Source organism: Nocardia vaccinii NBRC 15922, assembly GCF_001613305.1.
Classification (GTDB): Bacteria; Actinomycetota; Actinomycetes; order Mycobacteriales; family Mycobacteriaceae; genus Nocardia; species Nocardia vaccinii.
Window position 1 is genome coordinate 66,845 of sequence record NZ_BDCC01000002.1, and the last position, 17,974, is coordinate 84,818.

Consider the following 17,974-nt stretch of genomic DNA (forward strand, 5'->3'; position numbering starts at 1 on the left):
TGCGAATATGACGACACAGATTTCGACCAAAGGGTGCGCAGAAGAATGACCGAAACCAGTGCAGAGTCGAAGGGTGAGGTGAGCCCCGCCGCCGAGTCCGGCGCGCGCCCGCTTCGCATCGCGATCGTCGGCGCCGGACCGGCCGGAATCTATGCCGCCGACGCCCTGATGAAGTCCGACGCCGAGGTGAGCATCGACCTGTACGAGCGCATGCCCGCGCCGTTCGGCCTGATCCGCTACGGTGTCGCGCCGGATCACCCGCGCATCAAAGGCATCATCACCGCACTGCACAAGGTCCTGGACAAACCACAGGTGCGGCTGCTCGGCAATATCGACTACGGCACCGACATCACCCTGGCCGATCTGCGCCGATTCTACGATGCGGTGATCTTCTCCACCGGCGCGAATGCCGACCGCGCCCTGGGCGTACCCGGTATCGAGCTGGACGGCAGCTACGGCGCCGCGGACTTCGTGTCCTGGTACGACGGGCACCCGGACGTGCCGCGCAGCTGGCCGCTGGACGCCGAGAAGGTCGCCGTTCTTGGCGTGGGCAACGTCGCGCTGGACGTCGCGCGGGTGCTCGCCAAGACCGGTGACGAACTGCTGCCGACGGAGATCCCGCCGAACGTCTACAAGGGTCTGAAGGCCAACAAGGCCCTGGAGGTGCACGTCTTCGGCCGCCGCGGACCGGCCCAGGCCAAGTTCACCCCGCTCGAGCTGCGCGAACTGGATCATTCGCCGAATATCGAGGTCATCGTGGATCCCGAGGACATCGACTACGACGAGGGTTCCGAGGCCGCTCGGCGGCACTCCAAGCAGGTCGACATGGTCTGCAACACCATCGAACAGTGGGCGATCCGCGACGTCGGCGAACGCCCGCACAAACTGTTCCTGCACTTCTTCGAATCGCCCGCCGAACTCGTGGGCGAGGACGGCAGGGTCACGGGCCTGCGCACCGAGCGCACCCAGCTCGACGGAACCGGAAACGTCAAGGGCACCGGCGTCTTTCGCGATTGGGATGTACAAGCGGTGTACCGCGCGGTCGGCTACCTGTCACAGAACATCCCGCAGCTGCCGTTCGACGATCAGGCCGGAACCGTGCCGAACGAGGCCGGCCGCGTACTGGCCGACGAAAGCGCCGACGACGGCGCGCGCTACCTGCCCGCCACCTACGTCACCGGCTGGATCAAGCGCGGCCCGGTCGGCCTGATCGGCCACACCAAGGGCGACGCCAACGAAACCATCGCCTGCCTGCTCGACGACGCCGCCGGTTTCACCCCCGCCGCCGAACCCGACTTGAACGCGGTCACCGACTTCCTGGAGAGCAAGGGCATCCCCTTCACCACCTGGGCCGGTTGGTACCGCCTCGACGCCCACGAACGCGCCCTCGGCGAGCCGCAGGGCCGCGAGCGCGTCAAGGTCGTCGAGCGCGAGGACATGCTCCGCGCCAGCGAGCCACACAAGGGTTGATGGGGCATGCTGAATCTGTGTTCGACGCCCACGTCCATCTGATCGATCCGCGGTTTCCGCTGATCGAGAACGAAGGCTATCTCCCGCCGCCCTTCACCGTCGCCGACTATCGAAAGCGTATGTCGCGCTTCGATATCGACGGTGGCGCCGTGGTGAGCGGGTCGTTCCAGGGGACCGATCAGGGGTTCCTGCGCGCGGCGCTGGCCGAGCTCGGGGACAGCTGGGTCGGGGTCACCAATCTGGCCCCGGACGTCTCCGATGCGCAGATCGTGGAGTTGAGCAAGGCCGGGGTGCGGGCGCTGCGGTTCAATCTCAAGCGGGCCGCGGGGGATATCGTCGAGCTGACCATGCTGGCGTTGCGGGTGTACGAAGTCGCGCGCTGGCATGTCGAGCTGTACATCGACGGGTCCATGCTGGGGTCGCTCGAGCCGGTGATCAGCAAGTTGCCCGCGTTGTCGATCGACCACATGGGCATGTCCGACGAATGCCTGCCGTATCTGCTCGATCTCGTCGATCGCGGAGCGAAGGTGAAGGCGTCCGGATTCGGCCGGGTGTCGATGGACGTGCGCACGGCACTGCGCCGCATCCACACCGTCAACCCGACCGCCCTGATGTTCGGCTCGGATCTGCCCGGCACTCGCGCCGGACGCCCGTTCCGCGATACCGATGTCGAGCTGATCGGCGAGGTCATCGGTTCCGATGTGCACCTGGTCCTGGAGGACAACGCGCGCGCGTTCTACGGACTCCCGGTCAAGTCGCGTCCGATGGAGGCCGCCCCGCCGACCAAACCCCTACCGGCGATCCAGTCGCCGACCCTGCGCCTGAATCGCCCGCTGTAATTTCGGCCTCCGCTCCGCTCCGGGGGGCGGCATCTTCGGCCTCCGCTCCGGGGGGCCGGGGCCCGATCAACCCCGGTCCTTCCCTCCTGCGCTCAGTCGCTGTGCTCCTTCGCTCCGTCGGTCCAGGACCGGGGCGGGCCCGGCCTCGGAGTCGGTGTTGCTCGGGGTGGGCGGAACTGGGCGATGCGAGTTTCATCCGGCTGCGAGCGAACGGAATCGCATGCGGCACACCGGGACGCTCAGTTCGGCGGGTGCTGGATGAGGTGGTTCGCGGCGGCGAGGCCGACGCGGTAGGCGTTCTCGACCGAGATCGCGAAACCGGTGTAGGTGGCGTTCAACAGGGCGGTGACCGAACCTCCCGCCGGGGGCTGGTCGAAGTCGCTGGCGGTGCGCAGATCGACGTAGCGGTTCAGTTTCCCGGCTCGGGCGAACGCCGCGGCGGTGGCGTTGTCCTCCATCTGCGTGGTGCAGTACTGGGCCTTACCACCGGTTTGCAGGCCGACGATGTACGCGGTCTGGTTCGAGGACGCCGCACCGGAGAAGAAGTTGTCGCCGGTGGCGCTGTCGCATTCGGCGACGAAGGGTTTGTCGTGTCCGGCCTGCGCCGGATAGGCGGCCCGCACCGAGGCCAGTCCGGGATCGTCGGCCAGCGCGACATCCTTGGTGCTGCGGTACACATCGTCCACGAGTGCGCCGTTCAGCTGATACGCCTGGGTCACCGGCTTATCCGAATCACCCAGCGACAGATAGCCGTTGGGCGTGCTGGGATCGTCCTGCGACAGAATGTGATGACCCAGGTCGACGTCGACGACCCAGTGCGCCCACGCGGCGAATCCGAGCGTCCCGGCCGTGGGCGGCGTCCCGCCGATGCCCGCGGTGATGAAATATGCCTTGTCCAGGTTCAGTTTCGGGCTCGCGAGCATGGCCGACACCGACAGCGCGGCATTGACCTTCCCCTCACCGGTCACCATCATGCAGAGCCCGGAATCGTTGCAGCGCACCGGTGTTCGCACGCCGGGCAGGTTTATCTCGTGGGTCCACCGCTGCCGGTCCACCCACGGTTTGGCCTCCGGGCCGAACATGGTGACGACCATGGCCCGCACCGGAACCGGCTGATCGGCGTGGGATGCGCAGCCCGCGGCGGCGAACGTGAGCGCGAATATCGATATCAGCGTGCCGAACCTTCTGGTGATCACCCGGAGTCCCCTCGTCGAACAGTGCGTCCTGACAAGAGATAGCGCATGCGAGCAGAGTGCGCGCGTTATCGATGCAACACGTGTTGATAATTGCCGGACGGACCGTGTCCGCCACCCCCGTGACGCGCCCCACGGGCAGGTCTTATTGTCGGTATGTCAACATCGGCGGCCGACGCCGGTGCGAGGAACGACGAGTGAGGTAATTCGTGTCCACTTCATCCACCCCCGCACAGGGCCCGCTCGCGGGCATCCGGGTTGTCGAACTGGCCGGCATCGGCCCCGGCCCGCATGCGGCACTGCTCCTGGCCGATCTGGGCGCGGACGTCGTGCGAGTACAGCGCCCCGGCATGCTGCCCGGACTGATGGAGCGCCCGCAGTGGCGCGGCCGAACCATCGTCGAGGCCAACCTCAAGGACCCGGCCGACATCGAGAAGGTGCTCGGCCTCGTCGAGAAGGCCGATGTGCTGCTCGAGGGGTTCCGCCCCGGCGTCACCGAACGGATGGGCCTGGGCCCGGACGTCGCGCTCGAGCGCAACCCGCGCCTGATCTACGGCCGCATGACCGGCTGGGGCCAGTACGGCCCGATGGCCGATCGCGCCGGACACGACATCAACTACATCTCGCTGACCGGCGTCCTGCACGCCATCGGCCACAAGGGTGAGCGGCCGGTGCCGCCGCTGAACATGGTCGGCGATTTCGGCGGCGGTTCGATGTTCCTGGTCTTCGGCGTGCTCGCCGCGCTGGTGGAACGCCAGAACTCCGGCAAGGGCCAGGTCATCGATGCCGCGATGGTCGACGGCGCACTCGCCCTGTCGCACATGATCTGGGGTATGAAGGGCGTGGGCCTGTGGTCCGACGAACGCGGCTCCAACCTGCTCGACACCGGTATGGCGTTCTACGACACCTACGAGACCTCCGACGGCAGGTACATGGCGGTCGGCTGCATCGAGCCGCAGTTCTACGCCGAGTTCCTGAAAGGTCTCGAGATCGACCCCGCGGGCCTGCCCAATCAGCTCGACCCGACCGGACAGGACCAGCTGCGCAAGCTGTTCGCCGAGAAATTCAAGACCCGCACGCGCGATGAGTGGACCGAGGTCTTCACCGGCACCGACGCCTGCTGCACACCGGTGCTGACCATGACCGAGGCCGAGCGGAACGAGCACATCGTCGCGCGCACGGGTCTGGTCGAGATCGACGGCGTCGTCCAGCACGCACCCGCACCCCGTTTCTCCCGCACCCCGGGCGCGGTGCCGACTCCGCCGCCGACCGAGGGCACCCCGATCGAACAGGTGTGGGCGAACTGAGCCACTGCCCGGCGAGGATGTCCGCACCGGACACCCTCGCCGGGAATCCGCCGCGAAATCGCGCTCGAGTTCGTAGTATTCGATCGAGGTATCCGATCCGCTTGCCGCCGTGCGGGGTTCACCCTCCACGCGCGAATCATGAGGCACTAAAGTAAGTTCCATGGCTCGGAACTGGCCGATGATCGAGCGCGGCAGCGAATTGGAGTTGTTACGCGCCGCCCTCACCGGCACCGAATTCGTCGGGGCGGTGCTCACCGGCGACGCGGGAGTCGGCAAGACCACCCTGGCCAGGCAGGCCGCCACCACGATCGGCGGCAATATCCGGTGGGTCGCCGGAACCGAGTCCGCGCGCAGCATTCCACTCGGGGTCTTCGCGCACATGGTCGGCGTGTACACCGCGCACGATCCGGTGACGTTCATGGCCGCGGCGCGCGAGGCGCTGCTGGCCGACGGGCACACCATCATCGGCGTCGACGACGCGCATCTGCTCGATCAGCTTTCCGCGACACTGCTTCTGCAACTTGCCATCGACAAGGCCGCGCACATCGTCTGCACCGTGCGCAGCGGCGTCACCGTGCCCGACGCGGTGACCTCGCTGTGGAAGGACGGGCATCTGCTGCGAATCGACCTGTCCCCCTTCACCGAACGACAGAGCGTCGAACTGGTCGAGTCCATGCTCGGCGGCCAGCTCGAGGGTTTCACCGCGAATCTGATGTGGGAGTCCTCGGGCGGTAACGCGCTGTTCCTGCGACATCTGGTGGAGGGCGCGCTGGAGGCGGGCACGCTGCGTCAGGTCAACGGCGTGTGGCAGTTGCGCGGGCGCGCGGCGGTCACCTCGGAATTGGCCGCGCTGCTGGAGGATCGCGTCGAGCAGCTGCCCGACGAGGTTCTTCGCGTACTGGAACTGCTGACCTTCTGCGAGCCGATCGATCTGGACGTGATGGCCGAACTGACGGGCGAGGAGGCGGTGGAGAACGCCGAATCGCGCGGAGTCATCCGGATCGTCGAGAACGGCCATCAACTGCTGGTGCGGTACAACCACCCGCTGTTCGGCGAGGTCATCCGGCGGCGGCTGGGTATCGCCTCGGCGCGTCGATTACGCGGGCGGCTGTACTCCTCGCTGAAGGAACGTCCGGTCAAATCGGCCTCCGATCGCATCCGTCTCGCCGAATTGGCCTTGGACAGCGACCGTTCCGCGGATCTCGAACTGTTCGAGGCAGCCGCCGAAGACGCCATCGGCCTGGCCAATATCCCGCTCGGCGAGCGATTCGCGCGCGCCGCGGTGGAACGTCGCGGCGGTGTCGAGGCCGCCGATCTGCTGGCCCGCGCACTGCTGTGGCAGGGGCATCGGATCGAGGCCGAGCGCACCCTGGCCAGTTTCGACGCCGATCAGCTCGACGAGGTGCAGCTGGCCCGCTGGGGTAGTACCCGCGTCGCGAATCTGTTGTGGGCCATGGGCGATGCCGATCGCGCCGACGAGGTGCTGGCCCTGGTTCGCGGCAAGGTCCGGCATCCCAAGATCCAATTGACCCTGCAGGGCTTGGCTTCCGCCTGCGCGGTGAACGAAAACCGTTTGCAGGACGCCTTCGTCGATGCCGAGAACGTGATGTCGACGCCGGGCTCGCCGTCGTGGGCGATATGGTGGTCGGCGTTCGGCGGCGGGTTGTCACTGGCGCTGATGGGCCGCGGCGAGGCCGCGCGCGCCTATGCCGCGCGCGGGCACGAGGTGGAGTCGGATATCGACGGGCTGAACCGGTTCATGTCCACCCACGCCGAGGTGCTCGCACTCACGCTGACCGGCGATCTGCCGGGAGCACGGCGTTGCGCCACAGCGTATTTCGGCTATTCCGCGCCCGGTCAGTATCTCGCCTGGGGGTTGTCGAAGATCCTGCAGGGCACCGTGGACGTCGCGCAGGGCCGGTTCCTGGACGGGGTGGAGAATCTCGAACAGGCGCTGGCCGCGTTGACCGCGGAGGGCGCGGCGGCGTGGATGTTTCCGGCGAGAATTCGCCTGGCCGAAGCGTATTCGGCGCTGGGCCGGGCCGCCGAGGCCGCCGACAGCATCGCCGAGGCGATCGCCCGGGGCGGGCGGCACAGCGCGGTGTACGAACCGCAGCTCGAGATCGCGCGGGCCTGGCAGGCCGCCGCCGAGGGCACCGTGACCCCGGCCGTGCGGTTGGCCATCGGTGCGGCGGATTCCGCCGCGCGGTCGAACCAGCATGCGATCGAGGCGATGGCGCTGCATACCGCGGCGCGGTTCGGCGATCACAACGTCGCGGGGCGGCTGGCCGATCTGGCCGCTCGTATCGACGGCCGGCTGGTGCAGGTGCAGGCTCGGCACGCGGTCGCGGTCGCCTCGCACGACGGTCCCGGATTGGACACTGCCGCAGCGGAATTCGAGGAAATCGGCGCATTGCTGTCGGCGGCCGATGCCGCCGCGCAGGCCGCCTCGGCACATGAGCGTTCCGGGGATCGACGGCGGCTGCTGGAATCGGCCGCGGCGGCGAACCGGCTCGCCGCGGCCTGCGGTGGCGCGGGGACACCGGCCCTGCGCCAGTCCGCGCAGCCGCTGCCGCTGACCGCCCGCGAACGTGAGATCGCCAATCTGGTCGCGGCCGGACTCAGCAATCGGCAGATCGCCGATCGGCTGACCGTATCGGTGCGGACCGTCGAAGGTCATCTCTACCGGGCCTGCATCAAGATGGATGTGACCGATCGGGAGGCGCTCGCCGACCTGATGCGCGGCGAGCCACCGAGCGGCAAACAGCGCAATTAGCATCTCGCACCATAAATACCGCCTAATGGGTGAGTTTTCCGCCGAATAGTCACATTTCGTGTGCGTCTGTTCGCATCGATTTGCCATCGATAGTTATTGGGTAGTTATTATCGCCGGGCATGCGGCGCCGCAGGTCGCCGCCCGGATTCACGCCCGATTCCGGGGGATCCGTCACATATCCGAGATATCCGAAGGTGGTGTGTTCGACGTGGCTCGTAGTTTCGCGGTGAATTCCGGTGCTCGGCGGCGCGCGCTCGCGCTGGGAGCGATTCCGCTGGCGCTGGCGGTCGGCTGCTCGTTCGGCGGGCCCGCCCCGAATCCCGCTCCGGCGGCGTCCGGGTCCATCGAGTCGAGCCCCCCGTCCGCCCCGGACCTCCTCGGGACCGCGAACCCGCCGCGGATCGGCACGCCCGACGATCTTCGTGCTCCGGTGGCGAGCGGTTCGCCGCAACCCGGTGTGGTCGGTCTCGGCGCACCGAACGGGCCGTGGGCCGGATCGATGCAGCCGGGCGTCACCGCGGTCCTCGCACCGCTGCCCGCGCTCACCGGGCCGGCGGTCCTGCGCTATGTGGTCCCGCGGAATGTCCGCCCCATCCCCGACACCGAAGCGGCACCGGCGGTCGCACTCGGGAATCTGCACCCGCCGACCCCCGTGGCTCCGGTCGCGCCGATCGCGCCGCCGCCGCGCACCCTGCGCGTGGGCGCGTTCAGCACCCCGGTCCCGGACGATGTTCCCGATGCCGTGCTGGCCACGGCGAATACCGCCGCCGCCGATACCGAGGCGGCCATCGCGACGGGCTTGAACTCGGTCGGCGTCGATGCCGGTCGCTCGGACAAGATCGCCGGTCTGACCATCGCCGGAGCCGCGGGCGGCGCGGCCGTGGGAGCCACTGCCCTGGGTGTGCCCGCCGCCGCCGTCGGCGCGGTTCCGGGCGCGATCATCGGTGCCGGCGTCGACGCGGTCGCGGGCGGACTGATCGGCGGCGCAGCCGGATCCGCCGTACCCGGAGTGGGCAATATCGCCGGAGCGAGCGCGGGTGTGGCGATCGGCGCGGGCGTCGGCGCGGCAGCGGGCGCGGCAGCGGGCGCAGCCGCCGTCGGCATACCGGCCGCCCTCGTCGGTGGTGTCGCGGGGGGAATCGTCGGCGGCGCAGCCGGATCCGCCTTCGGCGCGGCGGTCTGATTCCCTGCGCGAGCGCGGTCCGGCCAGGTCTGCGGACGTGATGCCACAGGCCACCGTGCGCGTCCGGAATCCGCTGTGGCACAGGTTTCGCGAAGGCGGACAACGGGTATGGCCCCGGAGCCGATCCCCGATTACGATGCTGTTCGGGCGACTCGACGACGCGTCACCCATTTCCGAAGATCATCGTAAGGATGGTGTCGTGACTCGTCGTCACAAGCTATCGGCCGGTCTCGCAACCGGATTGGCCGCACTCGCGAGTGCGGCCCTGCTGACGTACGCCGGTATCGCCCTGGCCGAGCCGCTGACGGTGCAACCCGGGGTGACCGCACCCACCCCCGCGACTCCCGCACCCCAGCCACCACCCGCGAACGATCAACCGGCCCGATTACATTCGGCCACACCCCAAACCGAGTCCCCCGCGCCGCGCCGCCGCGCCACCCCCAAACCTTCACAGACCCCCACCCCGCCCGCGCCCCGCGAGGTCCACATCGGCGACCTGGACGCGCCCGTCCCGAACATCGTTCCCGACGCGGTGGTCGACGGCGTCAACCACACCAACCAGGACCTCCAGAACATCATCAAACCCACCCCCACCCCACAGCCCCACCACTAGGCACCACCGAACCACTGTGCGGCACAGGTGATCAGAACAGCGTCGGCTCTCCGAAGCCGGGGGTGCGTTCGATTTCGAGGAGATGAGCCTTGGTGGTGATGCCGCCGGGGGCCGAGAAACCGGTCAGGGCGTGGTCGGCGGCCAGGACACGGTGGCAGGGGATGATCAGGGGGATGTCGTTCTGCCCCAGTGCCTGCCCGACGGCCTGAGCCGCGCCGGGAGCGCCGATGCGCTCGGCGACCTGGCCATAGGTGAGAGTGTGGCCGGGGTCGATGGCTCTGGTCACGCTGTAGACCGCGCGGTGGAAGTCGGGCAGGTCGGTGTGGTCCACCTCGATCCAGCGCAGATCGTCGAGGGCGCCGTCCAGATGGGCGCGAGCGGCGGCGATGACCTCGGCCGCCGTGGCGTCCGGCTCGGCCTCCCGGACGCCGCCACGCAGCATTCGAGTGCGGGTGGCGTCGGGCGTGGCCTCGGGTAGATGGAAGCGCAGGACTCCGACATCGGTCCAGACGAGGGCGCATACACCGATAGCGGTATCGAAGAGCGCTGCCGACGGCGAGCGGTCCGAGGCGGGCATACCGTCAGTCTGCCCGAGGGGACCGACAAAATCCGAAATAGCAGTCCAGTTATCAGAACTGGACTGCCCGGCGAAGCACTCGGCGACGGGCGGCGACGGGCGGTTTCGGCACCGCCCCGGACGTCGTCGCGCACTCGCGACGCGACTCGGCCGCAACCAGATCCGCGTACTGCCGCTGCTCGTCCCGGAACGACAGCGACCAGTCGGCCATCGGCGCATGCGGCCGATAACGCTCGAGCAGTCCGGTGGCACGCCCGCCACCGCGGGGCGAGAACCGATACACGATCACCGCGAATGCCGCGACGACCAGCACTGAGGCGAGAAAGGTGACCATATCGACAATGATCCGATCAGCTGGACTTGAATCAAATATCCAGAAGGCCGATACTGGACTGCATGGCAATTCGGGTGATCAGCGCCGCCACTCTGACCCGCGATCTGGGTCGCTGGCGGCACGACGAGAACGGTGACAAACGCGCGGCCCGCCCGGCGTATCTGGCTCTCGCGGAAAGCATCCGGCTGCTGATCCACGACGGTCGCGCCCCCCTCGGCGTCGCCCTGCCCAGCGAGCGCGATCTGGCCACCACCCTGAGTGTGAGCAGAACCACGGTCACCTCCGCCTACGCCCTGCTGCGCGAACACGGCTACCTGATCAGCCGCCAGGGTTCGCGCAGTACGGTCGCCCTGCCGCCGAGCGTCGCGCACGACGGCGCGAAACCCGCACGCAGCATCCTGGCGCTGATGTCGCCGAATCAGGTGCCCACGATCGATCTGACCTATGCCGCGATGTCCGCTCCGCCGGAGATGAACGAGGCGTATTCGACCGCACTACAAGGTATTCCGATCTATCTCGGCACCCACGGCATGGATCCGGTGGGCGTTCCGCCGCTGCGCGAGGCACTCGCCCGCCGCTACACCGAACGCGGCCTGCCCACCGAGCCGGATCAGATCCTGGTCACCCTCGGCGCCCAGCACGGCCTGCGCCTGCTGCTGAACGTCCTGACCGCACCGGCCGAGCGCGTCCTGATCGATCATCCGACCTACCCCAATGCCATCGAGGCGATCCGCGACGTCGGCGCGCGCCCGGTCCCGGTGCCGCTGCGCCCGGAACATCCCGAGGCCGGTTGGGACCTGGACGGAATCCGCAGTGCCGCAAGGCAAACCGCGGCCAGCGCGGCATATCTGCTGCCCGACTTCAACAATCCGACCGGCCTGCTGATGAGCGCGGGCGACCGCGCCGAACTCGCCGCCATCGCCCGCGACACCCGGATGACGGTGATCGTCGACGAATCCATGGTCGATCTGCAACTCGACGGTGAGAGTCCGCCTCCGGTGGCAGCATTCGCGCGCGGCTCGGAGATCGTGACGATCGGTTCTGCCTCGAAATCCTTCTGGGGTGGTCTGCGCGTCGGCTGGGTCCGCGCAGCGCCGTCGCTGATCACCAAACTGCTCGGCATCCGCTCCACGGTCGATCTGGGCACCCCGGTGATGGATCAGCTGGCCACGGTGCACCTGCTCGACCACGCGGACACCATCCTCGAACACCGTCGCGGCCAACTCCGCGGCCGCCGGACCACCCTGCTCGACGCCATGGCACAGGAGCTGCCGGATTGGCGCGTGGTCCCCGCGACCGGCGGTATGTCGCTGTGGGTCCAGCTGCCCACACCGGTCTCCTCCGCCCTCGCCGCGGTGGCGCCCAATCACGGTGTGCTGCTGGCGGCCGGACCGCGCTTCGGCGTACAGGGCGCGTTCGAGCGTTTCCTGCGAATCCCGTTCACCCGGGACGAATCCGACCTGCGGGTCGCCGTGAAATCCATTGCCGACGCTTACTCCACACTCACCCCACACGCCGCGGAACCGTTGGCGCCCATCACCTATTACTGACCGCGAGGCGCCGAACGCGGGACATCGACGAAAAACCGCACACCGCCCGGCATTTCCGGACGAGGTGCGGCTCAACGTGTGGGGGCGATCAGGATTCGCCGTTCGAGTCCTGCTCCGCGGGCTCGGGCGCGGCATGATCGGGAACGCCGGGATTGGGGTCCCGGGACAGGTCGATCAGGTGGTGGCGCTCAGCGCCCTCGGGGGCCGCGTGGCGCCCTTGGCTCTGCTGCTCCTGGCTCATCGTGTGCTCTCCCTCCAGTTTTCGGACATCAGCACCTTATCCCGGGCGATTTCGGGTAGGCGGAGCGCCCAATCACCCGGGCGGAGTGCCTAACTCAGGATGTCGTGCCGGACGATGGTCTCGTCCCGGCCCGGCCCGACGCCGATGCACGAGATCCGGGCGCCGGACAACTCCTCGAGCCGCTCGACATAGGCGCGGGCGTTGGCGGGCAGATCCTCGAACGTGCGCGCGTGCGAGATGTCCTCCCACCAGCCGGGCATCTGCTCGTAGATCGGCTTGGCGTGGTGGAATTCGGTCTGCGTGGTCGGCATCTGCTCCACACGCTCGCCATCGATCTCGTAGGCGACGCAGATCGGCACCTGATCCAGACTCGACAGCACGTCCAGTTTGGTGAGGAAGTAGTCGGTGATGCCGTTGACCCGGGTCGCGTAACGCCCGATGACCGCGTCGAACCAGCCGGTGCGGCGCGCGCGTCCGGTGGTCACGCCGACCTCGCCACCGGTCTTGGCCAGATATTCGCCGGACTGGTCGAACAGCTCGGTCGGGAACGGACCCGAGCCGACGCGCGTGGTGTACGCCTTGAGGATGCCCAGCACCGTAGTGATCTTGTTCGGCCCGATGCCCGAACCCACCGCCGCACCGCCCGCGGTCGGATTGGAGGAGGTCACGTACGGATACGTGCCGTGGTCGACATCCAGCAGCGTGCCCTGTGAACCTTCCAGCAGGACGGTCTGACCACCCTCCAGCGCCTCGTTCAGCAGTAGCCGGGTATCGCTGATCCGATGCTTGAAACCCTCGGCCTGCCCGAGCACCTCCTCGACCACCTGCTGCGGGTCCAGCGCGCGGCGGTTGTAGATCTTCACCAGCACCTGGTTCTTGAACTCGAGTGCGGCCTCGACCTTCTGGGTGAGGATCTTCTCGTCCAGCACATCGGCCACCCGCACGCCCACGCGCGCGACCTTGTCCTGATAGCACGGGCCGATACCGCGACCGGTGGTGCCGATCTTCTTGTTGCCCAGGAAGCGTTCGGTGACCTTATCGATGGCCACGTGGTACGGCATGATCAGGTGCGCATCGGCCGAAAGCAGCAGGCGTGAGGTGTCCACGCCGCGCTCCTCGATCCCGGCCAGCTCGTCGAGCAGCACGCCCGGATCGACCACGACCCCGTTGCCGATCACATTCATGACGCCCGGAGTCAGAATTCCCGACGGGATCAGGTGCAACGCGAAGTTGTCCCCGTTGGGCAGGACCACGGTGTGCCCGGCGTTGTTGCCGCCCTGGTACCGCACCACCCAATCGACCCGACCGCCGAGCAGATCGGTAGCTTTGCCCTTGCCCTCGTCGCCCCATTGGGCGCCGATCAGGACGATTGCCGGCATGTGGAGTCTCCTACGGTTTCGACGCGCAGCGACAACGCTGCATCCATTGGGCGGTGTGAGCGGGCCCTACGTGGTTACGCAGGCTGCCGCCTCCGGGCCTGACGCACACACCGCCGAGGGCTACCTGCCGTTTGTCGAGGCGGTGGCCGGGACGACAGTCTAATGGATGGCGGTTCCGCGGCCCGATAAGCACGACGCCGACTGGCGCACCACACATGGACCGGGACTATCGTTGCTCGGGAGGCGGGCCGTTGTGGGTCCGCCCGAGCGCAGCGAGGTCGAGATGGTGTCGGTTCCGAGGAGGGTGTTCCGCAGTTGAGTACCCACGTTCTCCGCTGCAACGGCGCCCCGGTTCCGATTGCGCTCGCATCTCTTCCGATGACACAGACTTCGGCCATTCCCGATCCGGCCCGCATCGATGAACTGCTGCCGGTGCTCGCCGCGGACAGTCTGCCCCGGCTGATCGTGCTCGGTGAGGACGCCGGTCTGGCCGCGGTGCTCACCCATCTGCTGCGCACCGAGCGGCTGCACGTGGAGATCGGGTACGTGCCGGTGGATCGCACCTACGGTTCGCGCGCCTATCAGACCGGCACCGGTTCGGCGGCGGCCGAGCGGGCCCTGGAAGGTAAGCCGCAGGAAACTCCGCTGATCCGCGACGACACCGGCAAGGTGCTCGTCGGCCGCGCCACCGTGACCGGACCGGGCGGTTCTCGGCTGGAGGGCGAGGCCTACGCCGACGAGGTGCAGTTGTTCTCGGGAACCGTCGCGGCACTGAATATCTCGCCCACCCTGGAAATGCCGGGCGCACGCGCGACGGTGGTGCGCCGATTCCGCCGGCGGCGCTGGGTCGCTGGGCGCGCGATCCAGTTGGGCACCCCGGGCGCGGTGGTGACCCGCGACGGAATCGCCGACGACCGGACCGTGCCGCGGGCGAGCTTCTACCGGCACAACGAACCCTGGCGGCTGGTCCGATGAACCGCCCGTTCAACCCCCGGCATACGTCCGGGGCGGTTCGCCCGAGCCCGGTTTTCCTGCTGATCGTGCTGCTCACCGCGGTCGGCGGGGTGGTGGCCTGGGAAGCACAGCTGACCTCCTGGCAGGCCAAGCTCGGCGTATTCGTATTCGTGGTGGCGGGCTGGATCGTGAGTATGTGCCTGCACGAGTTCGGCCACGCGTATTCGGCCTGGCGGGCGGGTGATCGCGAGGTGGAGCTGCGCGGCTACCTCACCCTCAACCCGCTGAAGTACGCGCATCCGATGCTGTCGATCGGGCTCCCGATGCTTTTCATCGCGCTGGGCGGGTTCGCGCTGCCGGGCGGCGCGGTCTACGTGCACGCGCACAACTTCTCCCCGCGAGTCCAGCGAACGATCAGCGCGGCCGGTCCCGCGGTGAATCTGGTGTGCGCGGTGGTGCTGCTGGCGATCGTGCGCGTGGCCGGGTCCGAGCGGGACCATCCCGCATTCTGGTTCGGCCTGAGCTTCCTGGCATTCCTGCAGATCACCGCGACGGTGCTGAATCTGCTGCCGATCCCGGGCACCGACGGGTACGGCATTCTGGAGCCCTCGCTGAGTTTTCGGACGCGCCGGTCGATGGATCAGTTCAAGTCGTACGGACTGTTGTTGCTGCTGGCCATCCTGTGGGTGCCCGCGCTGAATCGGGTGTTCTTCACGGCGGTGGATTATCTGTTCGAACTCTCGGGCGTGTCGTCGGACTGGTCCGCGTACGGGAGCTACCTGACCCGCTTCTGGAATTCCTTCTGAGCTCGGGCCCTCGAAAATGGGTTGGGCCGCCCGATCCAGTCCATCGGGCGGCCCGTCTTCGTACGGGCGTGAACGCAGTCCACCCCCCTCGACCGGCGCACCGCCGAACGGGTGCTCCGCGACGTCCTCCCCGGGTCGCACCTACTGACGTGCGGACCCCGTCGCTCCGACCGCGGGACGCGCACCGCCGCGTACGAAGTTTCCGACCGCGCCACCCCTCGTCGACGCGGTTCGACAACGAAGTTATCGGCAGTGCGAAGCCGCTTCACGAGTAGTGCACTACCCGAACCTCGATCATCCTCGCGCGCAATTCGATCGGTGCACCCCGCAGTCGGCCGAGGGATTACGCGCCGGCGGAATTCGTCCGGTCCGGACTGCGCCCGAGTTGCGCTCGGCTCGAATTCCGTTGCGGCGCTGATTCAGTCCTGCGGCTGGACATAGGGGCGTTCGACGGTCGGCGGGAGCAGAGCCATCGCCGAGAGGCGCTTGACACCGCAGACCTGCATGAGATCCACCACGATCGAACGGAGTTGGGCGAACACCACGTGCGCGGACAAACCCGCGCCGTCCACCAGATCCACCGTCGCGCCCTTGGCGACGCGGCGCAGGACGCGGGTGGCCTCCGCGGCGTCGGGCTGCTGCCCGGGATCGGCGAGCATGTACTGCCGCACCACCTCGACGGCCTTGCCGAGTTCCTCGACCTCCTCGATGATTCCGGGGTCGAGGATCTCGTCGTCGCGGACCAGGGTCAGAGCGCGGCGCAGCAGGACGCGAATGTTGCGCACGGCGTTGTCGAGCGGATCCACCGCTGCCCGAATCAGATTCAGCCGGGGGCGGGCGTTCCAGTAGAGCGGGGAGATCCGGCTGACCTCCCGGCCGCCCTCGACCACACTGCGCAGCCCGTCGATCTGCGATTGCGTCCCGCGCGCGGATTGCAGTGCGAGACGGATCTTTTCGGGGTCCTGCTCGTGCAGTCCGTCGGCACAGTCGGTGAGCGCGCGGCCGATCACCGCGAGAATATCCGCGGCCTGCTGGCGGGCGCGGCGCACCGGATGCAGCGGGAAGATCGCCACCACCGCGACCCCGACCAGCCCACCCACCAGCGAATCCACCACGCGCAGTGAGGCTCCCCCGCTGTGCGGCGGATACAGCGTCGCCACCAGCACCGCGGAACTCGCGGCCTGCATCGGGATCACCGCACCGCGATCGAGAAATATCGCCGAGCCCATCGCCACCGCGACGACGAGCGCGATCTGCCACGGCCCGGTGCCCACCCAGGAGATGAACAGGTCACCGATGCCGATGCCGACGCTGACCCCCGCGACCAGCTCCACCGAACGCCGGATCCGCGCGCCGAATGCCACGCCGATGGAGATGACCGCCGCCATCGGCGCGAAATAGGGCGTGGGGTGACCGACGATGCGATGCGCGACGAACCACGCGACCGCGGCGCCCACCGCGCACTGCAGGATCGGCAACGCGGATTTACGCAGACGTTGCCAGCCGCTGCGCAACCGTTCGGCACTGTTCTCGCGAACCGCGCTGACCGTGAAAGAATTCTCCGTGATCAATTGCCTCCGCTTCGCTCCGGCGGGCCGTGGCCCCCCGAAGGGCCGATTCTTCCCTGCTGGCGCTCCACCGCTTCGCTCCCCCGCTCCGTCGGTCCGGAATCGACCCGGGCCACGGCCAGAAGTCGGCGTTGTCCAAGGCTGGGGAGCTCGGTGATGCTGGAGGTCACCCGCGGGCGAGCAAGGTCAGTCGATGCCGAGTTCGGCCGCGGCGCGGGGGTCGCAGTCCTCGAGCAGGTCCAGGCAGCGGGCGTATTCGTCGGTTTCGCCGATGGCACGGGCGGCGCGGGCCAGAGCGCCGACGCTGCGCAAGAATCCGCGGTTGGGCTCGTGGCTCCAGGGCACCGGGCCGAAACCCTTCCAGCCGTTACGGCGCAACAGGTCCAGACCGCGGTGGTAGCCGGTGCGGGCGAAGGCGTAGGCCGCGATGACATCGGCGTCGACCGCGTCGCCGGTGGCCTCGGAGCGGGTGAGCGCGGCCTCGGCCAGGTGAGCCCAGGCGATCGAGGCCGTCGGGTGCGCGGCCGCGACCTGAACCGGATCCTGTTTCTCGAGCAGTGCCGACTCCGCCTCCACATTTTCGGGAAGAAGTACCGGCTGCGGTCCGAGCAGATCACCGAAGGACGTCATGGCACATCATCCTATGGCAGCGGCAATCTGCACCGCTGTCCGAAATGCTCGTTAGGCTTGCTTGGACCGAAACCGATCCCCCGAACGAAGGGTAGCGCGTGTCCGACCCGACAGACGATAAGAAGCCGCAGCCGGACTCACCCGGCGCCGAGCAACGTCCGTCGTCCGGCGCGCCAGGATCCGGACCTGCCGCGCGTAATCAGTTCCTGTCCCGCGACCAACTCCCCGGCCGCGGACCGGGCGAGCCCACCCGAGGTGACCAGGGCGGACCGCGTCCGGCCGCGCCCGGCGGTCCGGCGGATCAGCGCGGGCCCGCGGGCCGGCAGCCCGCCGGCGGACCTTCCGATCGTCTCCCGGGCGCTCTCGGCGGAGCTGAACCCGGTGCAGGACAGCCAAATTCACCATCGACACCACCGCCGCCCCAGCGCTCGGCGAACGCGGGCGCCCGGCCGGGTAACGCCGCCACGCCGGTCGCACAACGTCCGGGCAGCGCACCGAGACCACCTGCCCCCGGCCTGCCGGGCGGCGGCCCCACCCCGCCTCCGGGCGCATCC

The 17,974-nt window shown here is 68.4% G+C and carries 16 protein-coding genes and 1 pseudogene; 10 read left to right on the forward strand and 7 right to left on the reverse strand.

Features of this window, described 5'->3' with window-relative positions; translation table 11 throughout:
• Positions 1–45: 45 nt before the first annotated feature.
• Both NV1_RS00375 and NV1_RS00380 read left to right on the forward strand, forming a co-directional pair.
• Positions 46–1,470 (forward strand): FAD-dependent oxidoreductase, encoded by a 1,425-nt coding sequence (locus NV1_RS00375; RefSeq protein WP_067884181.1) that lies wholly within the window; start codon positions 46–48, stop codon positions 1,468–1,470.
• Positions 1,471–1,487: 17 nt separating this feature from the next.
• Entirely contained in the window at positions 1,488–2,309 is an 822-nt protein-coding gene (locus NV1_RS00380) for an amidohydrolase family protein (protein ID WP_067884268.1), read from the forward strand.
• 239 nt (positions 2,310–2,548) lie between these two features.
• On the opposite strand, the gene NV1_RS00385 is transcribed toward NV1_RS00380, so the two are convergent.
• Positions 2,549–3,505 carry a purine-nucleoside phosphorylase gene (locus NV1_RS00385; RefSeq protein WP_067884185.1) on the reverse strand — a complete coding sequence of 319 codons (957 nt, stop codon included), beginning with the start codon at positions 3,503–3,505 and terminating at the stop codon, positions 2,549–2,551.
• Between the two features lie 206 nt (positions 3,506–3,711).
• Between NV1_RS00385 and NV1_RS00390 the strand changes: the two genes are divergently transcribed.
• The 4 genes from NV1_RS00390 to NV1_RS00405 all read left to right on the forward strand — a co-directional run bounded on the left by NV1_RS00390 (position 3,712) and on the right by NV1_RS00405 (position 9,381).
• Positions 3,712–4,809 (forward strand): CaiB/BaiF CoA transferase family protein, encoded by a 1,098-nt coding sequence (locus NV1_RS00390; RefSeq protein WP_067884188.1) that lies wholly within the window; start codon positions 3,712–3,714, stop codon positions 4,807–4,809.
• Positions 4,810–4,969: 160 nt separating this feature from the next.
• The gene (locus NV1_RS00395) at positions 4,970–7,585 is read left to right on the forward strand and encodes a helix-turn-helix transcriptional regulator (RefSeq protein ID WP_067884190.1); all 2,616 of its coding nucleotides are present in this window, start codon (positions 4,970–4,972) and stop codon (positions 7,583–7,585) included.
• Between the two features lie 208 nt (positions 7,586–7,793).
• Positions 7,794–8,768: a hypothetical protein gene (locus NV1_RS00400; RefSeq protein WP_245713485.1), complete on the forward strand. Its 975-nt coding sequence runs from the start codon at positions 7,794–7,796 to the stop codon at positions 8,766–8,768.
• A gap of 199 nt (positions 8,769–8,967) precedes the next feature.
• Positions 8,968–9,381, forward strand: a complete 414-nt coding sequence (locus NV1_RS00405) for a hypothetical protein (protein WP_157116350.1) — start codon at positions 8,968–8,970, stop codon at positions 9,379–9,381.
• A 31-nt stretch (positions 9,382–9,412) separates the two neighbouring features.
• On the opposite strand, the gene NV1_RS00410 is transcribed toward NV1_RS00405, so the two are convergent.
• Together NV1_RS00410 and NV1_RS00415 are read right to left on the reverse strand one after the other, a co-directional pair.
• Positions 9,413–9,958, reverse strand: a complete 546-nt coding sequence (locus NV1_RS00410; protein ID WP_067884204.1) for a methylated-DNA--[protein]-cysteine S-methyltransferase — start codon at positions 9,956–9,958, stop codon at positions 9,413–9,415.
• A gap of 52 nt (positions 9,959–10,010) precedes the next feature.
• Complete coding sequence (locus tag NV1_RS00415) at positions 10,011–10,292, reverse strand: hypothetical protein (RefSeq protein ID WP_067884208.1); 282 nt, start codon at positions 10,290–10,292, stop codon at positions 10,011–10,013.
• Between the two features lie 62 nt (positions 10,293–10,354).
• On the opposite strand from NV1_RS00415, the gene yczR reads away from it, so the two are divergent.
• Positions 10,355–11,842, forward strand: coding sequence for a MocR-like transcription factor YczR (gene yczR, locus NV1_RS00420; protein WP_067884213.1), 1,488 nt, complete (start codon positions 10,355–10,357; stop codon positions 11,840–11,842).
• Between the two features lie 88 nt (positions 11,843–11,930).
• Here yczR and NV1_RS44395 read toward each other — a convergent pair whose 3' ends face one another.
• Complete coding sequence (locus NV1_RS44395; protein ID WP_169813265.1) at positions 11,931–12,083, reverse strand: hypothetical protein; 153 nt, start codon at positions 12,081–12,083, stop codon at positions 11,931–11,933.
• Positions 12,084–12,172: 89 nt separating this feature from the next.
• Positions 12,173–13,462: an adenylosuccinate synthase gene (locus NV1_RS00430; RefSeq protein ID WP_067884219.1), complete on the reverse strand. Its 1,290-nt coding sequence runs from the start codon at positions 13,460–13,462 to the stop codon at positions 12,173–12,175.
• 378 nt (positions 13,463–13,840) lie between these two features.
• Between NV1_RS00430 and NV1_RS00435 the strand changes: the two genes are divergently transcribed.
• Both NV1_RS00435 and NV1_RS00440 read left to right on the forward strand, forming a co-directional pair.
• Entirely contained in the window at positions 13,841–14,437 is a 597-nt protein-coding gene (locus tag NV1_RS00435) for a hypothetical protein (protein WP_169813266.1), read from the forward strand.
• Positions 14,434–15,222 (forward strand): site-2 protease family protein, encoded by a 789-nt coding sequence (locus tag NV1_RS00440; RefSeq protein WP_067884225.1) that lies wholly within the window; start codon positions 14,434–14,436, stop codon positions 15,220–15,222. The genes NV1_RS00435 and NV1_RS00440 overlap by 4 nt, the downstream gene beginning before the upstream one ends.
• A gap of 419 nt (positions 15,223–15,641) precedes the next feature.
• Here NV1_RS00440 and NV1_RS00445 read toward each other — a convergent pair whose 3' ends face one another.
• Together NV1_RS00445 and NV1_RS00450 are read right to left on the reverse strand one after the other, a co-directional pair.
• The gene (locus tag NV1_RS00445; RefSeq protein ID WP_373864566.1) at positions 15,642–16,793 is read right to left on the reverse strand and encodes an FUSC family protein; all 1,152 of its coding nucleotides are present in this window, start codon (positions 16,791–16,793) and stop codon (positions 15,642–15,644) included.
• 183 nt (positions 16,794–16,976) lie between these two features.
• Positions 16,977–17,420, reverse strand: a complete 444-nt coding sequence (locus NV1_RS00450) for a DUF3151 domain-containing protein (protein WP_067884230.1) — start codon at positions 17,418–17,420, stop codon at positions 16,977–16,979.
• A 98-nt stretch (positions 17,421–17,518) separates the two neighbouring features.
• On the opposite strand from NV1_RS00450, the pseudogene NV1_RS45010 reads away from it, so the two are divergent.
• Positions 17,519–17,974: pseudogene (locus tag NV1_RS45010) on the forward strand (hypothetical protein); the annotation flags it as partial.